The sequence below is a fragment of the Herminiimonas glaciei genome, from assembly GCF_042664955.1.
In the GTDB taxonomy this organism is placed as follows: domain Bacteria; phylum Pseudomonadota; class Gammaproteobacteria; order Burkholderiales; family Burkholderiaceae_D; genus Oxalicibacterium; species Oxalicibacterium glaciei.
On sequence record NZ_JBHTBU010000002.1, the window covers coordinates 947,445 to 974,268 of the forward strand.

The 26,824-nt window shown below is 54.7% G+C and carries 26 protein-coding genes; 16 read left to right on the forward strand and 10 right to left on the reverse strand.

Annotation, left to right across the window (positions count from 1 at the left end):
- Positions 1-26: 26 nt before the first annotated feature.
- The 6 genes from ACFQPC_RS15420 (at position 27) to lpxC (ending at position 6,099) form a co-directional block, all read left to right on the forward strand.
- Complete coding sequence (locus tag ACFQPC_RS15420) at positions 27-989, forward strand: D-alanine--D-alanine ligase (protein WP_382272740.1); 963 nt, start codon at positions 27-29, stop codon at positions 987-989.
- A 25-nt stretch (positions 990-1,014) separates the two neighbouring features.
- On the forward strand, positions 1,015-1,782 hold the full coding sequence (locus ACFQPC_RS15425) for a cell division protein FtsQ/DivIB (protein WP_382272741.1): 768 nt from the start codon (positions 1,015-1,017) through the stop codon (positions 1,780-1,782).
- 10 nt (positions 1,783-1,792) lie between these two features.
- Complete coding sequence (gene ftsA, locus ACFQPC_RS15430; protein WP_012080860.1) at positions 1,793-3,025, forward strand: cell division protein FtsA; 1,233 nt, start codon at positions 1,793-1,795, stop codon at positions 3,023-3,025.
- Between the two features lie 108 nt (positions 3,026-3,133).
- Complete coding sequence (ftsZ, locus tag ACFQPC_RS15435; RefSeq protein ID WP_382272742.1) at positions 3,134-4,318, forward strand: cell division protein FtsZ; 1,185 nt, start codon at positions 3,134-3,136, stop codon at positions 4,316-4,318.
- A 164-nt stretch (positions 4,319-4,482) separates the two neighbouring features.
- Positions 4,483-4,986: a peroxiredoxin gene (locus ACFQPC_RS15440; protein ID WP_382272743.1), complete on the forward strand. Its 504-nt coding sequence runs from the start codon at positions 4,483-4,485 to the stop codon at positions 4,984-4,986.
- Between the two features lie 177 nt (positions 4,987-5,163).
- Entirely contained in the window at positions 5,164-6,099 is a 936-nt protein-coding gene (lpxC, locus tag ACFQPC_RS15445) for a UDP-3-O-acyl-N-acetylglucosamine deacetylase (protein ID WP_382272744.1), read from the forward strand.
- 89 nt (positions 6,100-6,188) lie between these two features.
- Here lpxC and ACFQPC_RS15450 read toward each other — a convergent pair whose 3' ends face one another.
- Positions 6,189-6,689, reverse strand: coding sequence for a DciA family protein (locus ACFQPC_RS15450; RefSeq protein ID WP_382272745.1), 501 nt, complete (start codon positions 6,687-6,689; stop codon positions 6,189-6,191).
- A gap of 48 nt (positions 6,690-6,737) precedes the next feature.
- Between ACFQPC_RS15450 and ACFQPC_RS15455 the strand changes: the two genes are divergently transcribed.
- The 5 genes from ACFQPC_RS15455 (at position 6,738) to ACFQPC_RS15475 (ending at position 13,495) form a co-directional block, all read left to right on the forward strand.
- On the forward strand, positions 6,738-7,682 hold the full coding sequence (locus ACFQPC_RS15455) for a M23 family metallopeptidase (protein WP_382272746.1): 945 nt from the start codon (positions 6,738-6,740) through the stop codon (positions 7,680-7,682).
- Positions 7,683-7,919: 237 nt separating this feature from the next.
- Entirely contained in the window at positions 7,920-10,685 is a 2,766-nt protein-coding gene (secA, locus tag ACFQPC_RS15460; RefSeq protein WP_382272747.1) for a preprotein translocase subunit SecA, read from the forward strand.
- A 174-nt stretch (positions 10,686-10,859) separates the two neighbouring features.
- Complete coding sequence (gene argJ, locus ACFQPC_RS15465; protein WP_382272748.1) at positions 10,860-12,095, forward strand: bifunctional glutamate N-acetyltransferase/amino-acid acetyltransferase ArgJ; 1,236 nt, start codon at positions 10,860-10,862, stop codon at positions 12,093-12,095.
- A gap of 34 nt (positions 12,096-12,129) precedes the next feature.
- Positions 12,130-13,002 carry an ATP-binding protein gene (locus ACFQPC_RS15470; protein ID WP_382272749.1) on the forward strand — a complete coding sequence of 291 codons (873 nt, stop codon included), beginning with the start codon at positions 12,130-12,132 and terminating at the stop codon, positions 13,000-13,002.
- 73 nt (positions 13,003-13,075) lie between these two features.
- Entirely contained in the window at positions 13,076-13,495 is a 420-nt protein-coding gene (locus ACFQPC_RS15475) for an NUDIX domain-containing protein (protein ID WP_382272750.1), read from the forward strand.
- Positions 13,496-13,511: 16 nt separating this feature from the next.
- Here ACFQPC_RS15475 and yacG read toward each other — a convergent pair whose 3' ends face one another.
- The 7 genes from yacG to ispB form a co-directional block, all read right to left on the reverse strand.
- Positions 13,512-13,706, reverse strand: coding sequence for a DNA gyrase inhibitor YacG (gene yacG / locus ACFQPC_RS15480; RefSeq protein ID WP_124574522.1), 195 nt, complete (start codon positions 13,704-13,706; stop codon positions 13,512-13,514).
- A 10-nt stretch (positions 13,707-13,716) separates the two neighbouring features.
- Positions 13,717-14,472, reverse strand: a complete 756-nt coding sequence (gene zapD, locus ACFQPC_RS15485; RefSeq protein WP_382272751.1) for a cell division protein ZapD — start codon at positions 14,470-14,472, stop codon at positions 13,717-13,719.
- Between the two features lie 189 nt (positions 14,473-14,661).
- Positions 14,662-15,288 (reverse strand): dephospho-CoA kinase, encoded by a 627-nt coding sequence (gene coaE / locus ACFQPC_RS15490; protein WP_382272752.1) that lies wholly within the window; start codon positions 15,286-15,288, stop codon positions 14,662-14,664.
- Between the two features lie 4 nt (positions 15,289-15,292).
- The gene (locus tag ACFQPC_RS15495; protein WP_382272959.1) at positions 15,293-16,153 is read right to left on the reverse strand and encodes a prepilin peptidase; all 861 of its coding nucleotides are present in this window, start codon (positions 16,151-16,153) and stop codon (positions 15,293-15,295) included.
- Positions 16,154-16,155: 2 nt separating this feature from the next.
- Positions 16,156-17,388 carry a type II secretion system F family protein gene (locus ACFQPC_RS15500; protein WP_382272753.1) on the reverse strand — a complete coding sequence of 411 codons (1,233 nt, stop codon included), beginning with the start codon at positions 17,386-17,388 and terminating at the stop codon, positions 16,156-16,158.
- Positions 17,389-17,403: 15 nt separating this feature from the next.
- Positions 17,404-19,128, reverse strand: coding sequence for a type IV-A pilus assembly ATPase PilB (gene pilB, locus ACFQPC_RS15505; RefSeq protein ID WP_382272754.1), 1,725 nt, complete (start codon positions 19,126-19,128; stop codon positions 17,404-17,406).
- Positions 19,129-19,352: 224 nt separating this feature from the next.
- Positions 19,353-20,303: an octaprenyl diphosphate synthase gene (gene ispB, locus ACFQPC_RS15510; RefSeq protein ID WP_382272960.1), complete on the reverse strand. Its 951-nt coding sequence runs from the start codon at positions 20,301-20,303 to the stop codon at positions 19,353-19,355.
- Positions 20,304-20,635: 332 nt separating this feature from the next.
- Between ispB and rplU the strand changes: the two genes are divergently transcribed.
- From rplU to proB, 4 genes are all read left to right on the forward strand, one after another.
- The gene (gene rplU / locus ACFQPC_RS15515) at positions 20,636-20,947 is read left to right on the forward strand and encodes a 50S ribosomal protein L21 (protein WP_012080843.1); all 312 of its coding nucleotides are present in this window, start codon (positions 20,636-20,638) and stop codon (positions 20,945-20,947) included.
- Between the two features lie 38 nt (positions 20,948-20,985).
- On the forward strand, positions 20,986-21,243 hold the full coding sequence (gene rpmA, locus ACFQPC_RS15520) for a 50S ribosomal protein L27 (protein ID WP_012080842.1): 258 nt from the start codon (positions 20,986-20,988) through the stop codon (positions 21,241-21,243).
- A 91-nt stretch (positions 21,244-21,334) separates the two neighbouring features.
- Complete coding sequence (cgtA, locus tag ACFQPC_RS15525) at positions 21,335-22,444, forward strand: Obg family GTPase CgtA (protein WP_382272755.1); 1,110 nt, start codon at positions 21,335-21,337, stop codon at positions 22,442-22,444.
- An 86-nt stretch (positions 22,445-22,530) separates the two neighbouring features.
- On the forward strand, positions 22,531-23,649 hold the full coding sequence (gene proB, locus ACFQPC_RS15530; protein WP_382272756.1) for a glutamate 5-kinase: 1,119 nt from the start codon (positions 22,531-22,533) through the stop codon (positions 23,647-23,649).
- A gap of 42 nt (positions 23,650-23,691) precedes the next feature.
- Here the strand turns inward: proB and ACFQPC_RS15535 are convergent, their stop codons facing one another.
- A complete protein-coding gene (locus tag ACFQPC_RS15535) occupies positions 23,692-24,255 on the reverse strand; it encodes a CNP1-like family protein (protein WP_382272757.1) in 564 nt (187 codons plus the stop codon).
- Complete coding sequence (locus tag ACFQPC_RS15540) at positions 24,248-24,832, reverse strand: RNA pyrophosphohydrolase (protein WP_382272758.1); 585 nt, start codon at positions 24,830-24,832, stop codon at positions 24,248-24,250. Before ACFQPC_RS15540 ends, ACFQPC_RS15535 begins: the two co-directional genes overlap by 8 nt.
- A gap of 202 nt (positions 24,833-25,034) precedes the next feature.
- Between ACFQPC_RS15540 and ACFQPC_RS15545 the strand changes: the two genes are divergently transcribed.
- Complete coding sequence (locus tag ACFQPC_RS15545; RefSeq protein WP_382272759.1) at positions 25,035-26,768, forward strand: proline--tRNA ligase; 1,734 nt, start codon at positions 25,035-25,037, stop codon at positions 26,766-26,768.
- The last annotated feature ends 56 nt before the right edge of the window (positions 26,769-26,824 follow it).

The window sequence follows — 26,824 nt, forward strand, 5'->3', positions numbered from 1 at the left end:
TGAAGACGACAATGACTACAGAGCAAATGAAAAAGGAATTTGGCAAGGTCGGCGTACTGTTTGGCGGTAGGTCTGCCGAGCGCGAAGTATCGCTGATGTCGGGCAAGGGTGTATTGGCAGCCTTGCTGTCGAAAGGCATAGACGCGCATCCGTTTGATCCGGCTGAACGCAGCCTGGCGGAATTGGCTGCTGAAAAATTTGATCGCGTTTTTATCGCCTTGCATGGTCGTTTTGGCGAAGACGGCAGCCTGCAGGGTGCGCTGGAACAGCTGGGTATTCCGTACACCGGACCAGGTGTGATGGCATCGGCCATTGCGATGGATAAAGTCATCACCAAGCGTGTGTGCCTGAGCCATGGCGTGCCTACGCCGAAGTTCACCGCACTGGAAGTGGAAACAACGACTGCAGAGCAGTTGCAGGCGATCGCGGCGGAGTTCGGTATGCCGTTGATGCTGAAGGCGCCGCATGAAGGTTCGACCATAGGTATCGCCAAGGTTGAAACGGCGGCAGGCATGCAGGCCGGTTTTGATTTGTGCGCCAAATATGATGACGTGGTGCTGGTTGAGCAGTTCGTCAAAGGACGTGAGTTGACCGTGCCAGTGCTGGGCAGTGGTCGCAATGCGCGCGCGCTGCCGATAGTGGAAATCATCGCGCCGCAGGGTAACTACGATTACGAGCACAAGTATTTCAGTGATGATACCCAGTATCTGTGTCCGGCGCCGTTTGATGCAGCGTTTACCAAGCGGGTGCAGGCATTGGCGGTCAGTGCATTCAATGCGGTGGGTTGCACCGGTTGGGCACGGGTTGATTTCCTGGTGCGTGAATCGGATAACGAACCGTTCCTGCTGGAGATTAATACTTCGCCGGGTATGACCGGTCACTCGCTGGTGCCGATGTCGGCCAAGGTGGCGGGTACTGCTTATGAAGATTTGTGCGTGGAAATTTTGCGTATGGCCAAGCTGGGCCTGAAACCAGTGCAACACAAGTAATTGATACGGAACGATAGATAACGCTATGTGGCAAGACATCAGAACCCTGAACGCAACCGCCAATGCCCTGTTCGGCCTGGTTGCGCTAGCACTGGTTTCTTGCTGCCTGTGGTGGATTGCGCAGCGGCCTTACTTCACCCTGAAGGTGATACGCATCGAAGGGGCGGAGCAGGCGCAGTTGCGTCACATCAATCCATTGACGGTACGTAGCGCAGTGCTGGCACGTATCAAAGGTAATTTCTTCACTGCGAACCTGGATACGGTGCGCCAGACATTTGAATCGGTGCCCTGGGTACGCAAGGCAACGGTGCGCCGCGATTGGCCGAATCAGTTGACGGTGACGCTGGAAGAACACACGCCGCTCGGCACCTGGGGTGAAGATGGCCGCTTGCTGTCGACCAAGGGCGATGTATTTACTGCCAACCTGGCCGAGGCGGAAGAAGATGCGAATTTGCTGGCCTTCAACGGTCCGGTGGGTAGTGAGAAGGAAGTGGTGGCGCGCCTGAATGATTTGAATGAGTGGTTCGCCCCCTTGAATTTAAGTACTGAAGCCCTGTCGCTGTCGGGGCGTTATGCGTGGACCCTGAAGCTGAGTAATGGTGTGACGGTGGAGTTGGGCAGGGAAAAAAGCAATACGACTTTGAAGGAACGCGTGGATCGATTAGTGGGGATATATCCGCAATTGCTCGCACGTTTGCAGGACAGGATAGAAAGTATTGATATGCGTTATCCGAACGGATTGGCCCTGAAGGCGCAGGGCTTGAAGGTCGGATCGGACAGTAAGAAAAAGTAAGCGGGAATATATGACAAAAGACGCAAAAAACCTGATCGTCGGTCTCGACATCGGCACCTCGAAAGTGGTGGCTGTAGTGGCGGAAGTAATGCCCAACGGTCGGCACGAAGTGATCGGTCTGGGGCAGCATGAATCCAAGGGGTTGAAGAAGGGGGTCGTCGTTAATATCGAAGCGACCGTCGAGTCGATACAGCGCGCGCTGGAAGAAGCGGAATTGATGGCGGACTGCAAGATCCGCAATGTGTATACCGGCATCGCCGGTAGCCATATCCGCAGCTTCAATTCCAGTGGCATGGTGGCGATCAAGGATAAGGAAGTCACGGCAACCGATGTTGCGCGCGTGATCGAAACCGCGAAAGCCGTGAATATTCCGACCGATCAGCAATTGCTGCACACCGTGCCGCAGGAATTCATTGTCGATAATCAGGAAGATGTGCGTGAACCAATCGGCATGAGCGGTATCCGACTTGAGGTGAAAGTTCACATCGTGACCGGTGCGGTTTCCGCAGTACAAAACATCGTCAAGTGCATCCGTCGTTGTGGCCTGGAAGTGTCCGACCTGATTCTGCAGCCGATGGCTTCCGCTGAAGCGGTGTTGACGGCTGATGAAAAGGAACTGGGTGTGGTGCTGATTGATATCGGTGGCGGCACGACCGATGTTGCGATCTTCACCGAAGGTGCGATCCGTCATACCGCGGTGATCCCGATTGCCGGCGACCAGATCACCAACGATATCGCGATGGCAGTACGGACCCCGACGGCAGAAGCGGAAGAAATCAAATTGCGTTACGGCATGGCCAAGCAGGTATTGGCTGATCCGGGCGAAACGCTGGAAGTGCCTGGCCTCGGAGATCGCGGTACCCGCGCCCTGTCGCGCCAGGCCTTGGCGGCTGTGATCGAACCGCGTATCGAAGAATTGTTTTCGCTGGTGCATCAGGTGGTGCGCGAGTCCGGTTACGAAGAAGTGCTGTCATCCGGCATCGTCCTCACCGGCGGCACCGCGATGATGCCGGGCATGGTGGAACTGGCAGAAGATATTTTCTTAAAGCCTGCGCGTTTGGGTACGCCCGAATACAACGGCCAGTTGGCAGATGTAGTCCGTAGTCCGCGGTATGCAACCGTATTGGGTTTGTTGTTGGAAGCGAAAAAGCAGTACCTGCGTGGACACATCGTCACGCGTCAAGATGGTTCGACGGTAGCAATTTTCCGTCGCATGAAGGAATGGTTTTTAGGTAATTTTTAATATTTGTTGCTGTATTTAATTTTGTATTAACCCGCAGTTAGCAGTTGCTAGTTGTCACACCGCGTGAGAACTATCAACTGGAAACTGCATAATCTTTAAGGAACTATCATGGAAATCGACATGCTCGAAAATGTGGCACAGGGAACCGTGATCAAGGTGGTTGGCGTTGGTGGTGCTGGTGGCAACGCTGTACAACACATGATCAATAAAGGCGTGAACGGCGTTGAATTCATCGTCGCCAACACGGATGCGCAAGCCTTGCAGTTATCGAAGGCACATAACATCATTCAAATCGGTGAAACCGGTCTGGGTGCTGGTATGAAGCCGGCGGTAGGTCGCCAGCTGGCGGAAGAAACCCGTCCACGTATCGAAGACGCATTGCGCGGCGCGCACATGGTCTTTATCGCGGCCGGCATGGGCGGCGGTACCGGTACCGGCGCTGCACCTATCATTGCGCAAATCGCAAAGGAACAGGGCGCACTGACAGTGGCGGTGGTTTCCAAGCCATTCTCGTACGAAGGCAAGAAGTGCATGGACATCGCGGACGAAGGTCTGGAAGCGTTGGGTGCGCACGTTGATTCGCTGATCATCATCCTGAACGAAAAGCTGGAAGAGATCTACGAAGACGACAGTATGATCGAATGGCTGCAACACGCTGATGACGTCCTGAACAATGCCGTCGCCGGTATTGCAGAAATCATCAACGTACCTGGCCATATCAACGTCGACTTCAATGACGTGAAAACGATCATGGGCGAACAAGGCAAGGCGATGATGGGTACTGCAACGGCACAAGGTATCGACCGTGCCCGTATCGCAGCTGAGCAGGCTGTTGCATCGCCATTGCTCGACGGTATCGATTTGTCCGGCGCGCGCGGCGTACTGGTCAACGTCACTGCCAGCCGTGGCCTCAAGGGTAAGGAAATCAAGGAAGTCATGGCTACCGTGCGTGCATTTGCAGCACCAGACGCATCGATCGCGCAAGGTATCGCGTACGACGATGAAATGGGCGACGATATCCGCGTGACCGTGGTTGCAACCGGCCTGGGTCGTGCGCGTAAAGGCGTACAACTGGTACAGACACCAATGTTGCGTACCGGCACCCATAACGAACCTATGATGGCCAACACCGGCATGATGCAAGGCGCAGCGCAACCAGCAGCTTCGTTCGACGGTTTGAAGGCGCCGGCAGTATGGCGTCGTGAATCGGCGTCCGATACGGTACGTGCGCTGGAGAAAAACGGCATGGAAACCTACGATATTCCTGCCTTCCTGCGCAAACAGGCTGACTGATTCCGTATGGCATTTTGCGGGTAGTTGGACGGTAAGGTAGCGATTTATTGTCAAACTACCTGCAAAATTGAACGGAACAAGGCATACTTCGGTTTCTACGCCGCGCCCCGTGCGCGGCGTTTTCTAGTCGGCTATGCCGGTAAAACTAATCAAAGGAATTCGCAATGACAATCAAAGTTGGTGATCAGCTGCCAGAAGCGCGGCTCGCAGAATACGTAGACGTAGCAACCGAAGCTTGCTCCGTTGGCCCAAGCAAAGTCATGGTGCACGAAGCAACCAAAGGCAAAAAAATCGCAATTTTCGCAGTTCCTGGCGCATTTACGCCAACCTGCTCCGAACAACACGCTCCGGCCTACATCAAACTGGCTGACCAGTTCAAAGCCAAAGGCGTTGATGAAATCTGGTGTATCTCGGTTAACGATCCGTTCGTCATGGGCGCATGGGGCCGTGAACAAAAAGCAGCCGGCAAAGTACGTTTCATCGCTGACGGCAGCGGTACTTTCACCAAGGCACTGGGTCTGGAATTCGATCTGACCAAAGGCGGCCTGGGTGTACGTTCGCAACGTTACTCGATGCTGGTTGAAGACGGCGTCGTCAAGCAATTGAACGTTGAAGACAGCGGTCACCTGGAAGTATCGACAGCAGAAAAACTGCTGGAACAAATCTAAGTTTCTGCTACGGCAGGGATCAGGAAGAACGGCGCCAGGTGCGCCGTTTTTTTATGCCCGGAAGGTGTGAAAGGCAATGCACAAGCCACTTTTCACCCGTTTAGAGGCTGTTGTTTTAGATGTCATCAAATGTAAAGCGGACAGCGGGTTTCCGGCTTTGGTTGCTATAATCACAGCATGTTAAAACAACGCACCATCAAACAATTAGTCAAGTCCGTTGGCGTCGGCCTGCATTCCGGTACCAAGGTAGAACTGACACTGCATCCGGCTCCGGTCGATGCCGGCATCGTGTTCCGTCGTATCGACCTCGATCCGGTGGTCGAATTGCCGGCGCAGGCGACTATCGTCGGCGATACGCGCATGGCCTCGACGCTGCAAAAAGGCGAAGCCAAGGTTTCCACGGTTGAACACCTGATGTCGGCCTGTGCCGGTCTCGGCATCGACAATCTCTATGTCGACCTGACAGCGGAAGAAGTGCCGATCATGGATGGCTCGGCCTCGTCCTTTGTGTTCCTGCTGCAGCAAGCGGGTTTGCAGGAACAGGATGCGCCGAAGAAGTTTATCCGCATCAAGAAAACGGTAGAAGTTCGCCAGGGCAGCGGCGAACGGGAAATCTGGGCGCGGCTGGAACCGTATGAAGGCTTCAAGCTCAAGTTCTTTATCCAATTCAATCACCCGGCGGTCGATGGCACCGGCCAGACGGCGGAAATCGATTTCAGCTTTGAATCCTATGTAAAAGACGTGGCGCGCGCGCGTACCTTCGGCTTCATGCAGGATATGGAAACCCTGCGCGGCATGGGCCTGATCCGTGGCGGTTCGCTGGAAAATGCCATCGTGATGGATGAATACCGCATCCTGAACACAGATGGACTGCGCTACGACAATGAGTTCGTACGGCACAAGATCCTGGATGCAATTGGTGATTTATATCTGGTGGGTCATCCGCTGATCGCCAGTTATAACGCGCATAAATCCGGCCATATGTTGAATAACCTGCTGGTGCGGGCTTTGCTGGATCAGCCCGATGCATATGAAATCGTGACGTTTGAAAAAGTTGAAACGGCACCCAAGGATTATGCCCGTCAAGCCAGTCTTGAATGGGCGCTGACCTGATGTAGAGCAGCTCAGTTTCCTTCTTGATGATTTGATGCCAGGCTTGCTCTGCAGCATCAAATCATCAAACTAAAATCCCATCCCGAATCTCATTTCGCACTGCGATGACGTTGCATCATCGTACCCAGTGCCGCCTTCAATGCCTTGTTACGCGGACTATCGTCCAGCGATTCACCCAGTTCGGCGAACGCCGAAAGCGCTTGGGTCGGCAGCACCAATTGCTTGGAAGCTGTTGATTTTATAAGGGTTTTGGCAACTTGCACTTTGAGGCGGATTGCGTTAACCTGCCAACCCCGCTGCAGCAATTCATCTTGTAATTTTGGTAATTGTTGTTTCAGTCGCGCCGCCAATGCAGCATTCGGCGTAGACAAAACCAGCTGGTTCGCCTCAAACTGCAACACCGCACAGTGCGTAAACATGGCCGGTAACGCTGCAGCGCAATCTTTCTGCAGCGACGCCATGCGTGTGACTGTCGGTAACAGTGCCGCAAGCTTGTCGTGCGAACGCAAGAATTCCGCAGCGCCCTTCGCAGATTTTTGCGGAGTGGTGCTTTGTTTGAATGGGATAAATGAGGATGGTCGCATCGTCATGAAACCTTATCACACCTCGTCTTGAAGCGGCGAGCCTAGGGAGTCGCGATGCAGATTATTTTGTTGCACCCTCGTTTTACCCATGCCAAGTCAGTCACACTGACGCGTCGGCATCTGCTGGCTTTGTTTGTCAGCTTCGTATTGGCAGTCATACTCGGCGCATCCTTCCTGTCTTACCTCGTATTCAGCAATGCTGCCAGCATGCCGTCGCCAGTGCGCGAACTGGTGAGCGGAGCTTCTGGTGGCGAAGAAGCCAATAAAGACAAATTCCTGAAAGAAAACCTGGCGCTGATGGCGCGCCGCCTCGGCGAGATGCAGGCGCAATTGATGCGCCTCGATGCCCTGGGTGAGCGGGTGCAGGGCCTGGCCGGGGTCAAACCGACCGAATTCAATTTCCGCGAAATGCCGGGACGTGGCGGCCTCGAACCGATGGATGGCACCAGCAGCCGCGACCTCACCATGTCTGAATTCAAGGCCTTGCTCGACGCGATGGCCAATGATGTCGAGCGCCGGGCTGACTATATGAATGTGGTTGAGTCGACGCTGATGAGCGACAAGATCAAATCCAAACTGCTGCCGACCATCCAACCGGTCAACGTCAGCTACAACGCTTCGACTTTTGGTCGCAGGCTGGATCCGTTCTCGGGTCGCAGCGCGATGCATGAAGGAATTGATTTCGCCGCGCCGATCGGCACGCCCATCGTGGCGGCAGCCGGCGGGGTGGTGACGGTGGCGGAATTCCATCCGCAATACGGCAATATGATGGAAATCGACCACGGCAACGACATGATTACGCGTTATGCGCATACTTCACGCCTGTTAATGCAGGTTGGCGATATCGTGCGGCGCGGCCAGCATATTGCCGATATTGGTACGACCGGCCGCTCGACCGGGCCGCACCTGCATTTTGAAGTGCGGGTCAAAGGCGTGGCGCAGGATCCGCATAAATTCCTGCTGGCCGGTGCTAACCAGGCTCGACTGGCTGCCAAATAAGCTACACCCGCTGGCCTTAAAACAGCGGGTTTTTGCTTTTGGAGAGAACAAAAGGTCGCCGGATGGGTCAGATCAGGCACCGCATTTCGCAAAAGCTATTGTTTCCGGACTGATAAGCCCAATATGCTGGAAACGACATGATAAAATCCACCATTTAGCCCAAGCCCAATTCGATGCGGGTCAAGCCATAGCTTGCTGCATCAGGTTGTTTCAAGGCGCCTTTTTTAGAATCCAAGCATGTCATTACTGACTCAGATTTTCGGTAGCCGCAATCAGCGCTTACTCAAGCAATACCAGAAGACCGTTCGTGAAATCAATGCTCTTGAACCGGCGCTGGAACAATTGTCCGACGAGGCCTTGAAGGCCAAGACCCCGGAATTCAAGGAACGTCTCGCCAAGGGCGAAGACATCGATAAGCTCCTGCCGGAAGCATTTGCCGTTTGCCGCGAGGCCAGCAAGCGTATCCTCAAGATGCGCCACTTTGACGTACAACTGATAGGCGGCATGGCGCTGCACTACGGCAAAATCGCCGAAATGGGTACGGGCGAGGGTAAAACCCTGATGGCGACGCTGCCAGCCTACCTCAATGCACTGGCTGCCAAAGGCGTGCATGTGGTGACCGTCAATGATTACCTGGCCCAGCGCGATGCCGAATGGATGAGCACCCTGTACGGCTGGCTCGGCCTGACGACTGGTATCAACCTGTCGCAAATCGATCACGAAGCCAAGCAAACTGCTTACAACGCTGATATCACCTACGGTACCAATAACGAATTCGGCTTTGATTATCTGCGCGATAACATGGTCTATGACACCGGCGACCGGGTGCAGCGTGGCCTGCATTACGCGATTGTCGATGAAGTTGATTCGATCCTGATCGATGAAGCGCGTACCCCGCTGATCATTTCCGGCCAGGCAGAAAACCATACCGACCTGTATCACAAGATCAATGAAGTGCCGCCGCTGCTGTCCTTGCAAATCGGTGAAGAAACCCCGGATGGCAAAGGCAAGATTGAAGTGCCGGGCGATTACACCAAGGATGAAAAATCCCATCAGGTCTTGCTGACCGAAGCCGGTCACGAAAAAGCCGAACAAATCCTGACCCGCATGGGTTTGCTGCCGGAAGGCGCATCGCTGTACGACGCTGCCAACATCACGCTGATCCATCATTTGTACGCTGCCTTGCGCGCACATACGCTGTATCACAAGGATCAGCACTATGTAGTGCAAAACGGCGAAGTGGTGATCGTCGATGAATTCACCGGCCGTCTGATGACCGGTCGTCGCTGGTCCGAAGGCTTGCACCAGGCGGTGGAAGCGAAGGAACACGTCAAGATCCAGAACGAAAACCAGACACTGGCATCGATTACCTTCCAGAATTACTTCCGTATGTACACCAAGCTGTCCGGCATGACCGGTACGGCGGACACCGAAGCTTACGAATTCCAGGAAATTTACAAACTGGAAACCGTCGTGATTCCACCGAACCGTCCTAGCCAACGCAAGGATCGCCAGGACCAGGTTTACAAATCGTCGGAAGAAAAATACAACGCGATGCTGAAGGATATTCAGGATTGCTACGAGCGTGGCCAGCCGGTACTGGTAGGTACGACTTCGATTGAAAATTCGGAACTGCTGTCCGGTATCCTGACCAAAGCCAAATTGCCGCATAACGTGCTGAATGCAAAACAGCATGCACGTGAAGCGGAAATCATTGCACAGGCGGGTCGTCCGAAGGCGATCACCATTGCAACCAATATGGCCGGTCGCGGTACCGATATCGTCCTCGGCGGTAACGTTGCCAAACAAGTACAGATCATTGAAGCCAATGATGCCTTGAGCGATGCCGACAAGGCTGCGCAAGCGCAAAAACTGCGTGAAGAATGGCAATCGCTGCATGACCATGTGGTGAATGCAGGCGGCTTGCATATTATCGGTACCGAACGTCACGAATCGCGCCGCGTCGATAACCAGTTGCGTGGTCGTTCCGGTCGCCAGGGTGATCCGGGCTCCTCGCGTTTCTACCTGTCGCTGGATGACGCCTTGCTGCGTATCTTTGCCGGTGACCGTGTCCGCGCGATCATGGACCGCCTGAAAATGCCGGAAGGCGAACCGATCGAAGCAGGCATCGTGTCGCGTTCGATTGAATCGGCGCAGCGCAAGGTGGAAGCACGCAACTTTGATATTCGCAAGCAATTGCTCGAATACGATGACGTCGCCAATGACCAGCGTAAAGTGATTTACCAGCAGCGTAATGAGTTACTGGAAACGACCGATGTTTCCGAGATGATTACTTCATTGCGCCAGGGCGTGTTCAGCGATTTGTTCCGCACCTATGTGCCGGAACAATCGATGGAAGAGCAATGGGACCTGCCGGCACTCGACGCAGTCTTGCGCGATGAATGGAAGCTGGATTTCTCGCTGGCCAAAATACTGGAAGCGGAACCAACCATTACCGATGAAGAAATGCTGGAACGTCTGTTGAAGTTCACTGACGATACCTATGCAGAGAAAATCGAGATCGTCGGCAAGGAAGCATTTGCCGGCTTTGAACGCAGCGTGATGTTGCAGGCAGTTGATTCACACTGGCGTGAACATCTGGCCGCGTTGGATCACTTGCGCCAGGGTATCCATCTGCGTGGTTACGCGCAGAAGAATCCTAAGCAGGAATACAAGCGCGAAGCATTTGAATTGTTTGGCCAGATGCTGAACCTGATCAAGGATGAAGTCGTCAAGATCGTGATGACGGTGCGTATCCAGTCGCGTGAAGAAATCGATGCGGCAGAAGAGCAATTGTCGCAATCGCATGTGGAAAACGTGCACTACCAGCACGCTGATTTCGACGCTGATGCAGCGCCGGAAGAATTGCTGGCACCGACCGCAACAGCTGCGAGCGATGCGAACCAGACGCAGGTGAATGCCTTGCCTAAGGTTGGTCGCAACGATCCATGCCCTTGTGGTAGTGGCAAGAAGTACAAGCAATGCCATGGTCGCCTCGCTTAATCGCGACCTGATGCGTTGAAACCGGAAGGGCGGGCTTATCCCGCCCTTTTGCTTTGGTAGTCCGCCTGCGGGGCCTGATGCATGCATATGCCCGCTAGCGATTACAATATTGAACTGATCCGTAGTCCGCTTTGGTAGTCTGTCTTATTAACCCTCTGATATAGAAAACTTGCGATGGCCGTTAATCTTCCTCTCCCTATTCCTGAAAATCTGACCGCTGTAGCCGGTATCGAACTCGGCCATGCCGAAGCAGGCATACGAAAAGCCAATCGCAAGGATGTGCTGGTCATGAAGCTGGCACCGACGGCAACCGTGGCGGGTGTGTTTACGCAAAATCGTTTTTGCGCAGCGCCGGTACAAGTCTGTAAAGAACACCTGGGGAAGCTGCAAGCCAGCGCACCGATACGTGCACTCGTCATCAATACCGGCAATGCCAATGCGGGCACCGGCGAAACCGGCCTGTCGGACGCGAAGGCAACCTGTAGCGCACTCGCAGGCCTGCTGGGCTGCGATGCATCGCAAATCCTGCCTTTCTCGACCGGTGTGATCCTGGAACCGCTGCCTATAGAAAAGCTGAAAGCCGGTTTGCCACAGGCGATCGCCAACCTGAAGTCGGATAACTGGCACAACGCTGCCTTATCCATCATGACAACTGATACACAGCCCAAGGCTGCGTCGCGCCAGGTCAGCATCAATGGCCAGACCATTACCCTGACCGGTATTAGCAAAGGCGCAGGCATGATCAAGCCGAACATGGCGACCATGCTGGGCTTCATGGCGATGGATGCAAAAGTCGCGCAGCCGGTACTGGATCATTTGACCAAGGAAGTCGCGAATCGCTCGTTCAACTGCATCACCATCGATGGCGATACTTCGACCAATGATTCCTTCATCGTAATTGCGACTGGTGCTTCCACCGTTGAAGTCAATGCCATCGATACGCCGGAATACCAGGCACTGGCAGCTGCCGTGCTGGGCTTGTCGCAAGAGCTGGCGCAAATGATTGTGCGCGATGGTGAAGGTGCAACCAAGTTCATCACTGTCACGGTAGAGGAAGGCAAGAACGTTGAAGAATGCCGCAAGATCGCTTACTCGATCGCGCATTCACCGCTGGTAAAAACAGCTTTCTTTGCATCCGATCCTAACCTCGGTCGTATCCTGGCGGCGATAGGTTATGCCGGTGTCGATGATCTCGACGTGACGACCCTGAACCTGTACCTGGATGATGTCTGGGTCGCCAAGAACGGCGGCCGTAATCCTGATTACCAGGAAGCGGATGGCCAGCGCGTGATGAAGCAAAGTGAAATCACGGTACGCGTGAAACTGGGCCGCGGTAAGGCTGACGCCACCATCTGGACCTGTGACTTGTCGCATGAATATGTAACGATCAACGCGGATTACCGTTCCTGATTCGTTTCTGATTAAATTAATACGCTCGATTACGATGACACAACTTGAACAGTTTTTAACACGGGCAGAAGCCTTGCTCGAACGTCTCGAATCTTTCCTGCCACCGGCGGTGCCGACGCCGGACTGGAATGCCGGGATCGCGTTTCGCTGGCGCAAATCCAGTGGCAATGCTCGTGGCTATTTGCAACCGGTCGCGCACTTGTCGCCTATCGCTTTGGACGACTTGCACAATATCGGACCGCAAAAGCAGCAGATAGAACAAAACACCCGCCAGTTTGTTGAAGGCGTACCGGCCAACAATGTCTTGCTGACCGGCGCGCGTGGCACCGGCAAGTCTTCGCTGATCAAGGCTTGCCTGAACCAGTTTGCGGACCAGGGTTTGCGCCTGATCGAAGTCGACAAGGATGATCTGGGCGATCTGGCCGACATCGTGGACCTGGTAGCCGGTCGCCCGGAACGTTTCATCATCTTCTGCGACGACTTGTCGTTTGAAGAAGGCGAAGGCGGTTACAAGGCCTTGAAGGTGGCGCTGGATGGCAGCATCTCCGCGCAATCCGACAATGTGTTGATCTACGCGACATCGAACCGCCGCCACTTGCTGCCGGAACGCATGTCGGACAATGCGGGTTACAAGACCGATGACAATGGTGACCTGCATCCGGGCGAAACGGTGGAAGAAAAAATCTCGCTATCCGAGCGTTTCGGCCTGTGGGTGACTTTCTATCCATTCCGCCAGGACGACTATCTGGATATCGTTGCGCATTGGCTCAAGCATTTCGGCTGCAATCCGCAACAGATAGAAGAGGCACGTACCGAAGCCTTGCAGTGGGCCTTGCAACGTGGTTCACGTTCCGGTCGGGTGGCCTGGCAATTCGCCAAGGACCATGCCGGAAAAATGCCGAAGTAAGGGCCGGCCCTTCGAGCGCGTGCCTGCTTGTGCCGGGCACGCCTTCCTGATTTGTATCTCTTAAGCTGCTGTCATGTCTGAAACCAAATCCACTCCCATTGATGTTGCAGTCGGTATTTTGATGAAGCCGAATGGCGATGTGCTGCTCGGCCAGCGACCGGACGGCAAACCATATGCCGGTTACTGGGAATTCCCCGGCGGGAAGGTCGAAGCTGGAGAAGCCATCCTCGATGCGCTAAAGCGTGAGTTTGTTGAAGAACTGGGCGTGGAAGTATTGACGGCGGAGCCATGGTGTGGCGTCGAGCATGTCTATCCGCACGCCCATGTACGCCTGCATTTCTACATCAGCCAGCAATGGCGTGGCGAACCGCAGAGCCTGGAAAACCAGGCCTTTGCATGGCAGGGTAGTGTCGGGGTCGAGCCTTTGCTGCCGGCGACGATACCGCTGATTGAATGGCTGGATAAGCTGCGTTATCCGGCGGCATCCGCCTAAGGCTCAATTCAGGGATTCAGGGCTGCGGTGGTGGCGGGATATCATCATCCAGGTCATCCAGCGGATTGACCACCGGAATCACATACTTTTCTTCAGCCCAGGCACCCAGGTCGATTTGTTTGCAGCGATTGGAGCAGAACGGGCGAAACTTGCTCAGCTCCGTCCATTCCACTTTGGTGCCGCATGTCGGGCAATTGACTGTTGTAACCATCATTCTCTATTCAGAAGCTGCACAAGCTCAATTCAAAAGGCACATCGCCTTCAAAGGCTTTCGGCTTCATGTCGCCATCCTGTGAAGTAAAGCGTATCCACAGCATGTATTTGTTGGCGGAGATCTCGGGGATCGCACCCAGCGCTTCATCTATATTCAGGCGCAGCATCTGGTAAGCCTTGCCTTGCAGCATTTGTTGATAGCTGCCGGTTTGCGCGATCATTTTGACCGGGCGACCGGATTCGCGCAGCAGGCGCAAGACCATGCCGATTGCATCGAACAGCGGTGCCAGTGGCGTAAACCATTTGTGGATATCTGCCAGGCGCTGTTCTGCCGAATCATGTTGCCAGGCGTAATACGAAGGCAGGTCGAATTCACAGGCACCGCCCGGAATGATGGTGCGGCCCCGTATGCTCATCAGCCATTCGTTTTCACGGATGTGCTGACCGGTCTTGCCTTGCGATGCGATCAGGGCGGTACTGATGCGATCCAGGTCAAACAGGATGGCATCCAGCATTTCTGCTTCGACGTTAGGATTGGATTTGAAACCGAGTAGGGTTTGCTTTTGACGTTCCAGTTCTTGCAAGAGATCCGATTTGAGATCGGCGCGACCAGCCACCTCCAGCATTTCGAACATGGTGGCAAGGGCAACGTGGTGATGCTGCGGATGGTCTTGACCGATAAAGAAAGCGAATTTCTCGTATAGGTCTTCTAGCCGCAACAACGTGCGAATACGCTCGTTGAAAGGGTATTCGTAGACAATCAAAGTGGCATCCCTTTAAAGTTAAAACCGGGCAATACGAGCTAATGTTGTGATTCTGAACGAAGCCGCGACAAAATACAAATGAAGCAACGATTTTGTTTGGCTTTCATTAAAACGGCCTGCGATTTTATTCTGGTTTTATCGTGAAGCTGGCGCAGGATTGAATCTAAGACAGTACTGCCGCGCGAACGTTCACTTGGTTTGGGCCAGGCCCAGATACAGCTGGTGCAGGCGTACTACCTGCGGTAATAGCGCGGCGCTATCGCCTTCGTTATTGACCACGTCGTCGGCTGCTGCCAGCCGGGCGGCACGGCTGGCCTGGCTGGCGATGATGGCACGGACCTGCGCCTCGCTCAAATTATTGCGTTGCATCACGCGGCGTATCTGCACTTCTTCCGGACAGTCGACCGTCAGTACGCGCGAGACGCGCTGTTTCCACAGGCCGGATTCAACCAGCAAGGGGACGACAAACAGCAGATAAGCACCTTGTGCCTGCTCTGCCGCCGCGCGGGTGTTGCGGCGTATCAGTGGGATCAGGATGGCTTCCAGGCGTTTTTTTTCATTCGCATCGACAAATACGCGTTCGCGCATGGCCGCCCTATCCATGGCACCGTCGGGCAGTATGAGCTCAGCGCCGAAGGCTGCTTTGATGGCCGGGATCGCAGTACCACCGGCAGCAGTCAATTGATGTGCAATCAGGTCGGTATCGATGACTGCTGCACCCTGTGCCGCAAACAAGTCGGCCACCGTGCTTTTCCCGCTGCCTATGCCACCGGTCAGGCCTACGGAAAAGCGATCGAATGTACCCAGTTCATCCATGTGCTTAATAAAAGCCCAGATAGGTTTCTGCCAAAGACTTACCGTACACCAAAGCGATCAGGCCTGCCGCTGCAAGGTAGGGGCCGAACGGAATCGGGATGTCACGTCCGCGTTTCGCCAGCACGATGAGGGCGATGCCGACCACCGCGCCGACCAGCGAAGACAGGAGAATGATGACCGGCAGCATCTTCCAGCCGAGCCAGGCACCGAGTGCCGCCAGCAGTTTGAAGTCGCCATAGCCCATGCCTTCCTTGCCGGTCAGCAGTTTGAACAGCCAATATATTGACCACAGACTGAGGTAGCCGGCGGCGGCGCCAATCACGGCTTCGTGTAGTGGGACAAAGGTTGCGTTTAAATTAATCAGCAGGCCCAACCATAGCAGTGACAGCGTGAGGTCGTCCGGCAGCAATTGCGTGTCGGCATCGATGAAGGTCAGCGCGATCAGCAAATAGGTGAAGAGCAGGGTACTCAAGCCCAGCCAGCCACTACCGAAGTGCCAGACCAGGAAGGCCGATAACAGGCCGCTCAGTAATTCGATGACGGGATAGCGTATCGAGATCGGCGTTTTGCAAGCCACGCATTTACCGCCTATTGCGACATAGCTGATGACAGGAATGTTTTGCAATGCACTGATTTGATGGCCGCATTGCGGGCAAGCCGAACGCGGCACGAGCAGGTTGTAGCGGTCTTCGTGCGGCAGCGGCTGGCCGCTTTCACTGGCGACGTAATTGTCCGATTCGCGCTGCATCATTTTCGGGATGCGGTGGATCACGACGTTGAGGAAGCTGCCTATCAATAAGCCCAATACGCCCGCGACGATGGCAGGTAATACGCTGCCCGCAGGGGCAGACCACAGTAAATCCATCATCAGACCACAGAACCCAATTTGAAAATAGGCAGGTACATCGCAATCACCAGGCCGCCGATCAATACACCCAGGATCACCATAATCAATGGTTCCATCAGGCTGGAAAGCGAAGCGACAGCTTCGTCTACTTCATCTTCATAGAAGTCGGCGACCTTGCCGAGCATATTGTCGAGGGAGCCCGATTCCTCGCCGATGGATACCATCTGCGTCACCATATTCGGGAAGACGTCGGAGTTTTGCATCGCGACCGTCAGGCTGACACCGGTGCTGACTTCGGTTTGTATGCGCTTGGTGGCGTCCAGATAAACTGCATTACCGGACGCACCGCCGACTGAGTCCAGCGATTCGACCAGCGGCACACCGGCGGCGAACATGGTGGCCAGGGTGCGGGTCCAGCGGGCGATGGTTGCCTTGCGGATGACAGCGCCGAAGATGGGCAGCTTGAGCAGCAGCTTGTCCATCGAGCGTTGCATCTTGATTGAGCGCTTCCATGACTGGAAAAACAGGTAAAGGCCGCCGAACAGCAGGCCGAAAATGATGTACCAGTTGGCGACCATAAAATCAGATATGGCCATGACCATCAGCGTCGGTGCCGGCAAGTCGGCACCAAAGCTCTTGAACACTTCCTTGAAAGCGGGGACCACCCAGATCATGATGACAGCGGTCACGATGAAGGCTACGGCCAGGATCGAGATCGGGTAAAACATCGCAGACTTGATCTTGGCCTTGATGGCGAGGGTTTTTTCCTTGTAGATCGCGAGCCGGGTCAGCAAGTCTTCCAGGATACCCGCTTGTTCACCGGCACCGACCAGATTGCAGAACAAGGGATCGAAGTAGAGCGGGAATTTGCGGAAGGCCTGGTTCAGGCTGGTACCGGTTTCGACATCGGAGCGTATGTCCTGCACCAGCTTGGAGACGGAAGGATTGTCATTGCCCTTGGCGACGATGTCGAAGGATTGCAGCAGCGGCACACCGGCCTTCATCATGGTGGCCAGTTGGCGCGTAAACAAGGTGATGTCTTTATCAGAGACTTTTTTGCCGCTGCGATAGGTTTTCTTTTTGACTTTGGTGACCAGTACACCCTGGCGACGCAGTGTGGCGCTGACTACCGATTCGCCGCCGGCGCGTAATTCGCCGCGCACGATCTTGCCGGATTTGTCCTTGCCTTCCCATGCAAATATGGACTCCTTGGGAAGTGTTGCGCTTCCGACCTTACGTGCGGATGTTGCCATGCATAGACCTCTTTGTTATTCGTTTGTGCAACCGAGAATTTCTTCCAGGCTGGTCAGTCCCAGTTTGACCTTCACCAAGCCTGATTCACGCAGGGTACGCACGCCGTCTTTCTTGGCTTGCGCCTCGATTTCCATCGAGGTGCCGTGGTTCAGGATGATGCCTTCGATTTCTTCGCTGATCGGCATGATTTGATAAATGCCGACGCGGCCCTTATAGCCACTGCCGCTGCAACGTTCGCAACCGACCGGTTTGTAAGGTAGCCAGGTGCCGTCCAGGTCCTCTTCGCTAAAGCCGGCTTCCAGCAGCGCCTCATCCGGGATCACCGTGGTTTGCTTGCAGGAGCAGAGGCGACGTGCCAGGCGTTGTGCGGTGATCAGGATCACGGACGATGCGATATTGAACGGCGCCACGCCCATATTCATCAGGCGCGTCAGAGTGGCTGGCGCATCGTTGGTGTGCAGGGTGGAGAACACCATATGGCCGGTTTGTGCCGCTTTGATCGCGATGTCGGCGGTTTCCAGGTCGCGGATCTCACCCACCATGATGATGTCCGGATCCTGCCGCAGGAATGCTTTCAGCGCGACCGGGAAAGTCAGGCCGGCACGGTCATTGACGTTGACCTGGTTCACGCCCGGCAGGTTGATCTCGGCAGGGTCTTCTGCTGTCGAGATATTGATGCCGGGCTTGTTCAGGATGTTGAGGCAGGTGTAGAGCGAAACGGTTTTGCCGGAGCCGGTCGGGCCGGTCACCAGCACCATGCCGTAAGGGCGCTGGATCGCATTGAGCAGCGTTTCCTTTTGATCCGGATCGTAACCCAGCGCTTCGATCCCCATCTGCGCCTGCGAACCGTCGAGGATACGCATGACGATTTTTTCGCCGAACAGGGTGGGCAAGGTGCTGACGCGGAAATCGATGGAGCGGGTCTTGGACATCACCAGCTTCATGCGGCCGTCTTGCGGCACGCGTTTTTCCGAGATGTCGAGTTTGGAGATGACTTTGATGCGCGACGCCAGTTTTTCCTTGATCGCCAGAGGTGGCTGCGCAATATCGCGCAGGACGCCATCGACGCGGAAGCGGATGCGGTAAAACTTTTCAAACGGTTCGAAGTGCAAATCGGATGCGCCCAGGTTGATCGCATCGACCAGGATTTTTTGCAGGAATTTGACGATAGGTGCATCGTCGATATCGGCGGTACCGCCATCGACCGGAGCAGCCAGTTCTTCTTCGATAAAATCGATATCGAGGTCATCGCCTATGAGTTCGTTCAGGCCTTGCTCGGCACTTTGGCCCAGCTTTTCTATGATCTTGAGTAGCGTCAGGTGGTCGACAATGATGGGTTCGACCGCCAGCTGCGCCTGGAATTTGATTTGATCCAGCGCTTGCGAATTGGTCGGATCCGAGATCGCGATTGAGACTTTATTGCCGCGTTTACCCAGTGCGATCACGTGCTGGCTTTGCATCAGCTTCGCATCGATGATTTTTTCGGGTAGCAGGCTGGTATTAAAGGCTGCCAGATCCAGTAATGGATAGCCAAAGGTTTCAGAGCAAAAGGCAGCGAGTTTGCCGGAATCGATCACTTCGCTTTTTAGCAGCATGTCGATAAACGGGCTTTTTTCGTTGGCCGCTTGTTTGCAAATGGTGTCGGCTTGCTGTTGCGTCAACTGCCCTGCTTGCAAGAGTGCGCGGGCGAGGCCAGGCATTGCATTATTTGATGCTGAACTAGGAAGGACTGCAGCCATGAATTTACGCCAGGAGCATCAAGAGGTGCGTTAGATAATGCCTCTAGGCACCTGTTTTGTAAAGATATCCTGCGGGAAATGTTACTTTTCACGCAAAAAATGCAACGCCTGTCACAGCCCGCTTTACGGGCTGTGTTTTAAGCGTGTTAACAGTTGGGCAGGTGGCCAAGAATTTAGCCGGATAATCGGCGGATTGGTGCGCCGCAAAATTGTAGTGTGCCGCCTTAGTGATTGCGGTTGACCGCGAAGGTGCTGAGTTTGAGCAGCGCATCCTTGTATGCATTGTCCGGCAGGCCGGCGATAGAGGCGGTGGCACGAGCCGACGCTTCTTCCGCTTTGCGTTTGGTGTAATCCAGTGCACCGGAGGTAGTGACTGCCTGTAGTACCGCGTCGAAATGCTGTTCGTCGCCATTCTCTATGCAGCTACGTACCAGTTCCCTTTGTTCCGGCGTGCCATGTTCCATCAGATAGATCAGTGGCAGTGTTGCCTTGCCTTCGCGCAAGTCGTCGCCGACATTTTTGCCGATATCGTCAGCCTGGCCGGAGTAATCGAGGACGTCGTCTATTAATTGGAAAGCGGTGCCGAGCGAGCGGCCGTATTCTGCCGCGGCTTCGATTTCATCGTCGGATGCGCCGGCGATCAGGGTGCCGAGCTGGGCTGCGGCTTCAAACAGTTTGGCTGTTTTCGAGCGTATTACCTGCGTGTAGCGTTCTTCCGATACATCAGGGTCATGCATATTTAACAACTGCAGTACTTCGCCTTCCGCGATCACATTGGTCGCATCGGCCAGGATTTGCATGATGCGGATGTCACCAACCGAGACCATCATCTGGAACGCACGCGAATACAGGAAGTCGCCGACCAGCACCGAAGCGGCATTGCCGAACAGGGCATTGGCGGTTTTGCGGCCGCGGCGCAGCGAGGATTCATCGACCACGTCATCGTGCAGCAATGTTGCTGTATGGATAAACTCCACCACAGCAGCCAACTGGTGGTGGTCGCTGCCGCGATAGCCGTAGGCATTGGCCATCAGCAAGACCAGTACCGGGCGTATGCGTTTGCCGCCGGCGCTGATAATGTAGTCGGCGATTTGATTGACCAGTGCTACTTCAGAGTGCAGCTTCTGGCGGATCACGGTATCGACTGCATGCAAATCAGCTGCGATGGGTTGTATAAGCAGGTTTTGAGCGGAGGGTGCGGAAGCGGAAACCAAGTTAAGCCTGATCAATAAGTGTTTGTATTTGCACAACTATGCAAGTGCGTATGTAGGTATATATATACATATATACGTAAGGTAATTGCGTGATTATACGACGACAGCGGGCAGAAACGTTGCTTGTCCGCCACGAAGCTGATGGAAGCTTGCTTCGAGGGGTTTTACATGTGAATACAGGCTTTGACCGAGTTCCTAAGTCCATGTATAATTGGGGGTTTTCCCGATTCCATCTGCGTTGTCGCAGGCGGATTGAAGAGAAAAAGTCCTTTAATCATTTGATGAGGTTTCACATGTACGCGGTCATAAAAACCGGTGGCAAACAATATAAAGTTGTCGCTGGTGAAAAATTCAAAGTAGAACAGATACCGGCAGACATTGGATCCGAAATCACCTTAGATCAGGTGCTCGCATTGGGCGCCGGAGAAACCATTAAGTTTGGTGCTCCACTGGTCGCTGGTGCTACGGTCCTTGCTACGGTTGTCTCCCATGGTCGTCACGACAAGGTCAAGATTTTCAAGATGCGTCGCCGTAAGCACTACCAGAAGCACCAAGGCCATCGCCAAAATTACACCGAATTGCAGATCGTTTCGATCAACGGCTAAGCCGCTGACTCGGACTAACCAGATACAAGGAGTCAGAAATGGCACATAAAAAAGGCGGCGGCACTACGCGAAATGGTCGTGACTCAGAGTCAAAACGACTGGGCGTTAAAGTTTACGGTGGTCAGGCTATCAACGCAGGCGGCATCATTGTTCGCCAACGTGGTACCAAAATGCATCCGGGCGAAAACGTCGGCATCGGCAAGGATCACACCTTGTTCGCGCTGACTGACGGTAAAGTTGCATTTGTTACCAAAGGCGCGTTGCAACGCCACTACGTCACTGTAGTACCTGCTTAATTCATTTAAGCACGCAAGGTAAGGCGAAAGCCTTCAATCGAAAGGCTCTGCCCCAGGTAGAGCCTTTTTAGTTTTATGGCGGCAAAATATTATGAAGTTTATCGACGAAGCAAAAATCGAAGTCATTGCTGGCGATGGCGGCAACGGCGTCGCATCCTTTTGTCGTGAAAAATTCAGGCCGTTCGGTGGTCCGGATGGCGGCGACGGCGGAAAAGGCGGCAGCATTTATGCGGTAGCAGACCGCAATATCAACACGCTGGTTGATTTCCGCTTTGCCAAAATGCACAAGGCCAAGGACGGCGAAAACGGTCGCGGTGCCGATTGCTACGGCAAGGGCGCGGACGATATCAAATTGCGCATGCCGGTCGGTACCCTGATTATCGATAATAACGACGGCGAACTGATCGCCGATTTGACCGAACATGGCCAGGAAATATTGATTGCCAAGGGCGGCGAAGGCGGCTGGGGCAATATCCATTTCAAATCATCGACCAATCGTGCGCCGCGGCAAAAATCCGAAGGCAAGGAAGGTGAACGACGCGAACTGCGGCTGGAGCTGAAAGTGCTCGCCGATATCGGTTTGCTCGGGATGCCGAATGCAGGTAAATCGACCTTTATTTCGGCGGTTTCGAATGCGCGTCCGAAGATTGCAGATTATCCGTTTACTACGCTGCACCCAAACCTGGGTGTAGTGCGTGTCAGCCACGAAAAGAGTTTCGTGATTGCCGATATTCCTGGCTTGATCGAAGGCGCGTCCGACGGTGCCGGCCTGGGTATCCAGTTCCTGCGCCATTTGCAACGCACGCGTTTGCTGCTGCATATCGTCGACCTCGCACCGTTCGATAATGTCGATCCGGTCAAGGAAGCGAAGGCCATCGTCAAGGAATTGAAGAAGTACGATGAAGCCTTGTTCGACAAGCCGCGCTGGCTGGTCTTGAACAAGCTGGATATGGTGCCGGAAGAAGAACGCAAAAAACGCGTGAAAGACTTCATCAAGCGCTTCGGCTGGAAAGGCCCGGTATTTGAAATTTCGGCATTGACGCGTGAAGGTTGTTCCGACCTCGTCACCGAGATCTATGAGTACATCGCGGTGCAGCGCCAGGCTGAACAACGTACCGAAGAAACACCGCAAATGGTGGAAGAAGCACGGGGCATCGATTCCATCGACCCGGATGACCCGCGTTTCAAGATCATCGATTAAAAAGCTGTAACGGATTGTCGTTGATCGACAATCCGGCATCCCACCGTTCAGGTACATCAAAACTAAAACAGAGCCGGGTTAAAAGCATGGACTCCGTCATTCAAGAAGCCAAACGCGTCATCATCAAAGTCGGTTCTTCACTCGTCACCAATGACGGTAAGGGCCTGGATGCCAATGCCATCCAGAAATGGGCGGCACAAATCGCGCAACTGCGGGCACTCGGCAAGGAAGTCGTGCTGGTCAGTTCCGGTGCAATCGTCGAAGGCATGCAACGCCTTGGTTTCGACAAGCGTCCGGTAGGCATCCATGAATTGCAGGCTTGTGCAGCAGTCGGCCAGATGGGGCTGGCGCAGATCTACGAAACCAGTTTTCGCCAACACGATTTGCGCACTGCGCAGATCCTGCTGACGCATGCCGACCTGGCCGATCGTGAACGCTACCTGAACGCACGCTCCACCTTGTTTACGCTGCTGCGCCTCGGGGTCGTACCCATCATCAATGAAAATGACACGGTGGTAACCGACGAAATCAAGTTCGGCGACAATGACACGCTAGGTGCGCTGGTTGCCAACCTGATAGAAGCCGATGCACTGATTATCCTGACCGACCAGCGTGGCCTGTTCAGTGCCGATCCGCGCAAAGACCCGAACGCGGTATTTATCCATGAAGCCAAGGCCGGCGACCTGACGCTGGAAGCCATGGCCGGCGGTGCCGGCAGCAGCCTCGGACGTGGCGGCATGTTGACCAAGATCCTGGCGGCTAAACGTGCTGCGCTCTCCGGTGCGCATACGGTGATTGCCTGGGGGCGGGAAGATAATGTGCTGACACGCCTGGCCAGCGGTGAAGCGATCGGTACACAGCTGACCGCGCAGACGGCACAATTGACCGCGCGCAAACAATGGATGGCCGATCACCTGCAAACGGCAGGGGCGGTAGTGCTGGATAACGGTGCGGTGCAAAAGTTGACGGCTGAAGGCAAATCGCTATTGCCTATCGGTGTGACCGATGTGAGCGGCAGTTTCGGTCGCGGTGATGTAATTACCTGTATCGACCAGGGTGGTCGTGCGGTGGCGCGTGGCATCAGTAATTATGCAAGTTCGGATGCTCGTCGCATCATGCGCAAACCTTCGGCGGACATCGCTGCGATACTCGGCTTTGTCGAAGAGCCGGAATTGATCCACCGGGACAATCTGGTCTTGCTGTAATTGATCCTGCAATAAAAAACGGGCGCTAGCGCGCCCGTTTTTTTATTCCCGCAACAGCTCGTCTGTGAGCGTCTTGCGATACTTCATCCGGTCCAGCATCTCTTTTTCATTCCCGACTATCGTCAGGTTACTGCAAAAGTAATCCTGCGCCAGTGCCGCATGCTGGCGGTTCACCTTGCTGCGCACGATCAATTCCCATTGGTTGCGGCGTGACGGCGCCCATGTGCCATCTTCACGTCCCAAGGCATAGATTTTCTTTTCGAAGGTGGCGCAGCGTATGCCTTCATAACTGATGTTTTTGGCACCACCCTGGCTGACCGCGACCAGCGTGTAACGGATGACGCCATCCTTGCCTATCGCCAGCGACTTGGTGTCAATTGCAAACGTCTGGGTGGTGGTTGGTCCGACATAGAAAGGCTGCAGGTTTTCAGGCTTGGGGGCCGGTGGTGGCGGCACCTCAAGCTCTTCCCAGTTTTTCGCCTCGGCTTCTTCGAAATTTTTGTTGTATTCCAGTTGTTGCGCCACGGAAATTTGTGTGGCTGCCAACAGCGCCAGGGCCAGCAGGGTTTGCGGCAATGCGTGCAAGGAGAAGAAAGACTTATTCATTGTCAGGTTTGGTCTTTTCGGTAGATGGTTCGTCAGGTTTGCGCGATGTATGCGTCTGGCGCAGGTAACGGGCCGTATTGTGTTGCGGCGGGACGTGCTGCGTCGGGCGCGACAGGAAGCGTGACAATTCCTGCAGCGCGCGTTGGTAGACATCCCGTTTGAATTCGATCACGACATCCAGCGGTACCCAGTAATCATGCCAGCGCCAGGCGTCGAATTCCGGGTGTTCGGTCATGCGCAGGTTGACATCGCAATCACGACCAACCATGCGCAGCAGGAACCAGATCTGCTTCTGGCCCTTGTAATGACCGCGGATTTCCCGCTTGATGAAATGATCCGGCACTTCATAGCGCAGCCAGTCGCGCGTACGCCCGATGATTTTGACATGCTCCGCCCGCAAGCCGACTTCTTCTTCCAGCTCGCGGTACATCGCCTGTTCGGGGGTTTCGCCGAATTTAATGCCGCCCTGGGGGAATTGCCACGAATGCTCGCGCACCCGCTTGCCCCACCATACTTCATTCCTGGTGTTGATCAGAATGATGCCGACGTTAGGGCGAAAGCCTTCACGGTCCAGCATGTTGTACCTCAAAACTTTCTGCGGCTAACGGACCCTCAATCGAACATCGTCACCTGTACGGCCTTATACCGTCGGCCCGCGCAATGACGCGCGAACAACGGAGAGTGCAATCAATTGTACGAAGAGTGGGTGCATCAGCCAGCTAATCCTTTAAAATTGAGTTGATTATAACCCTCTCTCTTTTTAAAAAGAATTCATCGTCATGCGCGCATCCCGTTTTTTCATTTCCACTCTCAAAGAAGCTCCTTCCGACGCCGAAATCGTCAGCCATAAGCTGATGATGCGCGCCGGCATGATCAAGCGCATCGGTTCCGGTATTTATACCTATATGCCCATGGGTTTGCGTGTGATCCGCAAGGTGGAAGCGATTATCCGGGAGGAAATGAACAATGCCCATGCCATCGAGCTCCTGATGCCATTAGTACAACCGGCCGAGCTGTGGCAGGAAACCGGCCGCTGGGACAAAATGGGCGCCGAACTGATGCGCGTCAAGGACCGGCACGGCCGCGAATTTGCGATCCAGCCGACTTCGGAAGAAGTCGTGACCGATGTGGTGCGGACCGAAATCAAGTCCTATCGCCAGTTGCCTATCAATTTTTACCATATCCAGACCAAATTCCGCGATGAGCGCCGTCCGCGCTTCGGCCTGATGCGCGGCCGCGAATTCACGATGAAAGACGCTTATTCTTTCGACCGTGATATCGATGGCCTGAAAAAATCGTATCAAATCATGTTCGACGCCTACGTCAAGATTTTCAACCGCTTTGGCCTGCAATTCCGTGCGGTGGCAGCTGACAATGGCGCGATAGGCGGCTCCGGTTCGCATGAATTCCACGTGATCGCCGATACCGGTGAAGATGCGCTGGTGTACTGCCCGAACTCCGATTACGCGGCCAATATGGAAGCGGCGGAAGCGCTGCCGCTGAGCAGCGTGCGCGCGGCGCCGACCCAGGCCCTGGCCAAGACCGCAACGCCGGGCAAGGCCAAGTGCGAAGACGTGGCAGCTTTGCTGAACCTGCCGTTGGCGCAAACCGTGAAATCCATCGTATTGACGGTGGAGAAAGAAGACAAGGGCGTCACCAGCAAGCAAGTCTGGCTGTTGCTCCTGCGCGGTGACCATGAATTGAATGAAGTCAAAGCGGCAAAAATCCCGGGCATCGCCGGTTACCGTTTCGCCAGCGAAGCGGAAATCGTCGAATGGTTTGGTACGCCACCGGGTTATCTCGGTCCTATCAATACCAAGAAACCAGTCAATGTAGTAGTCGATCGTACCGTTGCCAATATGCATGACTTTGTCTGCGGTGCGAATGAGGTCGACTTCCACTTTACAGGTGTGAACTGGGGACGTGATTTGCCGGAAGCGCAAGTGTTCGATATCCGCAATGTGGTCGAAGGCGATCCTTCGCCGGACGGCAAGGGCACGCTGGCGATTCAGCGCGGCATTGAAGTCGGCCACGTATTCCAGCTGGGCACCGCTTATTCGGAATCGATGAAGGCGACTTACCTTGATGAAAACGGCAAGCCGCAACTGATCCAGATGGGTTGCTACGGCATCGGTGTGACGCGTATCCTGGGTGCTGCGATTGAGCAAAACTTTGACGACAAGGGCATCATCTGGCCGACCGCACTGGCACCATTTGAAGTGGTCCTGTGCCCTATGGGTTATGACCGCAGCGAAGCCGTCAAGGCAGAGACCGACAAGCTGTATGCGGCACTACAGGCCGCCGGCGTGGATGTCATCCTCGACGACAGGGGCGAGCGTCCGGGCGCGATGTTTGCGGATTGGGAATTGATCGGTGTACCGCATCGCATCGTGGTCGGTGACCGTGGCCTGAAAGAAGGCAAGCTGGAATACCAGGGGCGTCGGGATGCAGCGGCCACGCCGGTCGCGCTGGAAGAAATGCCGGGCTTCATCCAGGCCAAGCTGGCCAACTGAGTCCAGGGCGATGCGTCAGGCCAGCATGCATACGGGAGGGCGGGACTTGAGCAGTG

What these genes read in the sequence shown, in the direction of transcription:
- ACFQPC_RS15420 (WP_382272740.1), top strand. Translation starts at nt 27, where the DNA reads ATGAAAAAGGAATTTGGCAAGGTCGGCGTACTGTTTGGCGGTAGGTCT.
- ACFQPC_RS15425 (WP_382272741.1), top strand. Translation starts at nt 1,015, where the DNA reads ATGTGGCAAGACATCAGAACCCTGAACGCAACCGCCAATGCCCTGTTC.
- ftsA (WP_012080860.1), top strand. Translation starts at nt 1,793, where the DNA reads ATGACAAAAGACGCAAAAAACCTGATCGTCGGTCTCGACATCGGCACC.
- ftsZ (WP_382272742.1), top strand. Translation starts at nt 3,134, where the DNA reads ATGGAAATCGACATGCTCGAAAATGTGGCACAGGGAACCGTGATCAAG.
- ACFQPC_RS15440 (WP_382272743.1), top strand. Translation starts at nt 4,483, where the DNA reads ATGACAATCAAAGTTGGTGATCAGCTGCCAGAAGCGCGGCTCGCAGAA.
- lpxC (WP_382272744.1), top strand. Translation starts at nt 5,164, where the DNA reads ATGTTAAAACAACGCACCATCAAACAATTAGTCAAGTCCGTTGGCGTC.
- ACFQPC_RS15450 (WP_382272745.1), bottom strand. Translation starts at nt 6,689, where the DNA reads ATGACGATGCGACCATCCTCATTTATCCCATTCAAACAAAGCACCACT.
- ACFQPC_RS15455 (WP_382272746.1), top strand. Translation starts at nt 6,738, where the DNA reads ATGCAGATTATTTTGTTGCACCCTCGTTTTACCCATGCCAAGTCAGTC.
- secA (WP_382272747.1), top strand. Translation starts at nt 7,920, where the DNA reads ATGTCATTACTGACTCAGATTTTCGGTAGCCGCAATCAGCGCTTACTC.
- argJ (WP_382272748.1), top strand. Translation starts at nt 10,860, where the DNA reads ATGGCCGTTAATCTTCCTCTCCCTATTCCTGAAAATCTGACCGCTGTA.
- ACFQPC_RS15470 (WP_382272749.1), top strand. Translation starts at nt 12,130, where the DNA reads ATGACACAACTTGAACAGTTTTTAACACGGGCAGAAGCCTTGCTCGAA.
- ACFQPC_RS15475 (WP_382272750.1), top strand. Translation starts at nt 13,076, where the DNA reads ATGTCTGAAACCAAATCCACTCCCATTGATGTTGCAGTCGGTATTTTG.
- yacG (WP_124574522.1), bottom strand. Translation starts at nt 13,706, where the DNA reads ATGGTTACAACAGTCAATTGCCCGACATGCGGCACCAAAGTGGAATGG.
- coaE (WP_382272752.1), bottom strand. Translation starts at nt 15,288, where the DNA reads ATGGATGAACTGGGTACATTCGATCGCTTTTCCGTAGGCCTGACCGGT.
- ACFQPC_RS15495 (WP_382272959.1), bottom strand. Translation starts at nt 16,153, where the DNA reads ATGGATTTACTGTGGTCTGCCCCTGCGGGCAGCGTATTACCTGCCATC.
- ACFQPC_RS15500 (WP_382272753.1), bottom strand. Translation starts at nt 17,388, where the DNA reads ATGGCAACATCCGCACGTAAGGTCGGAAGCGCAACACTTCCCAAGGAG.
- pilB (WP_382272754.1), bottom strand. Translation starts at nt 19,128, where the DNA reads ATGGCTGCAGTCCTTCCTAGTTCAGCATCAAATAATGCAATGCCTGGC.
- rplU (WP_012080843.1), top strand. Translation starts at nt 20,636, where the DNA reads ATGTACGCGGTCATAAAAACCGGTGGCAAACAATATAAAGTTGTCGCT.
- rpmA (WP_012080842.1), top strand. Translation starts at nt 20,986, where the DNA reads ATGGCACATAAAAAAGGCGGCGGCACTACGCGAAATGGTCGTGACTCA.
- cgtA (WP_382272755.1), top strand. Translation starts at nt 21,335, where the DNA reads ATGAAGTTTATCGACGAAGCAAAAATCGAAGTCATTGCTGGCGATGGC.
- proB (WP_382272756.1), top strand. Translation starts at nt 22,531, where the DNA reads ATGGACTCCGTCATTCAAGAAGCCAAACGCGTCATCATCAAAGTCGGT.
- ACFQPC_RS15535 (WP_382272757.1), bottom strand. Translation starts at nt 24,255, where the DNA reads ATGAATAAGTCTTTCTTCTCCTTGCACGCATTGCCGCAAACCCTGCTG.
- ACFQPC_RS15540 (WP_382272758.1), bottom strand. Translation starts at nt 24,832, where the DNA reads ATGCTGGACCGTGAAGGCTTTCGCCCTAACGTCGGCATCATTCTGATC.
- ACFQPC_RS15545 (WP_382272759.1), top strand. Translation starts at nt 25,035, where the DNA reads ATGCGCGCATCCCGTTTTTTCATTTCCACTCTCAAAGAAGCTCCTTCC.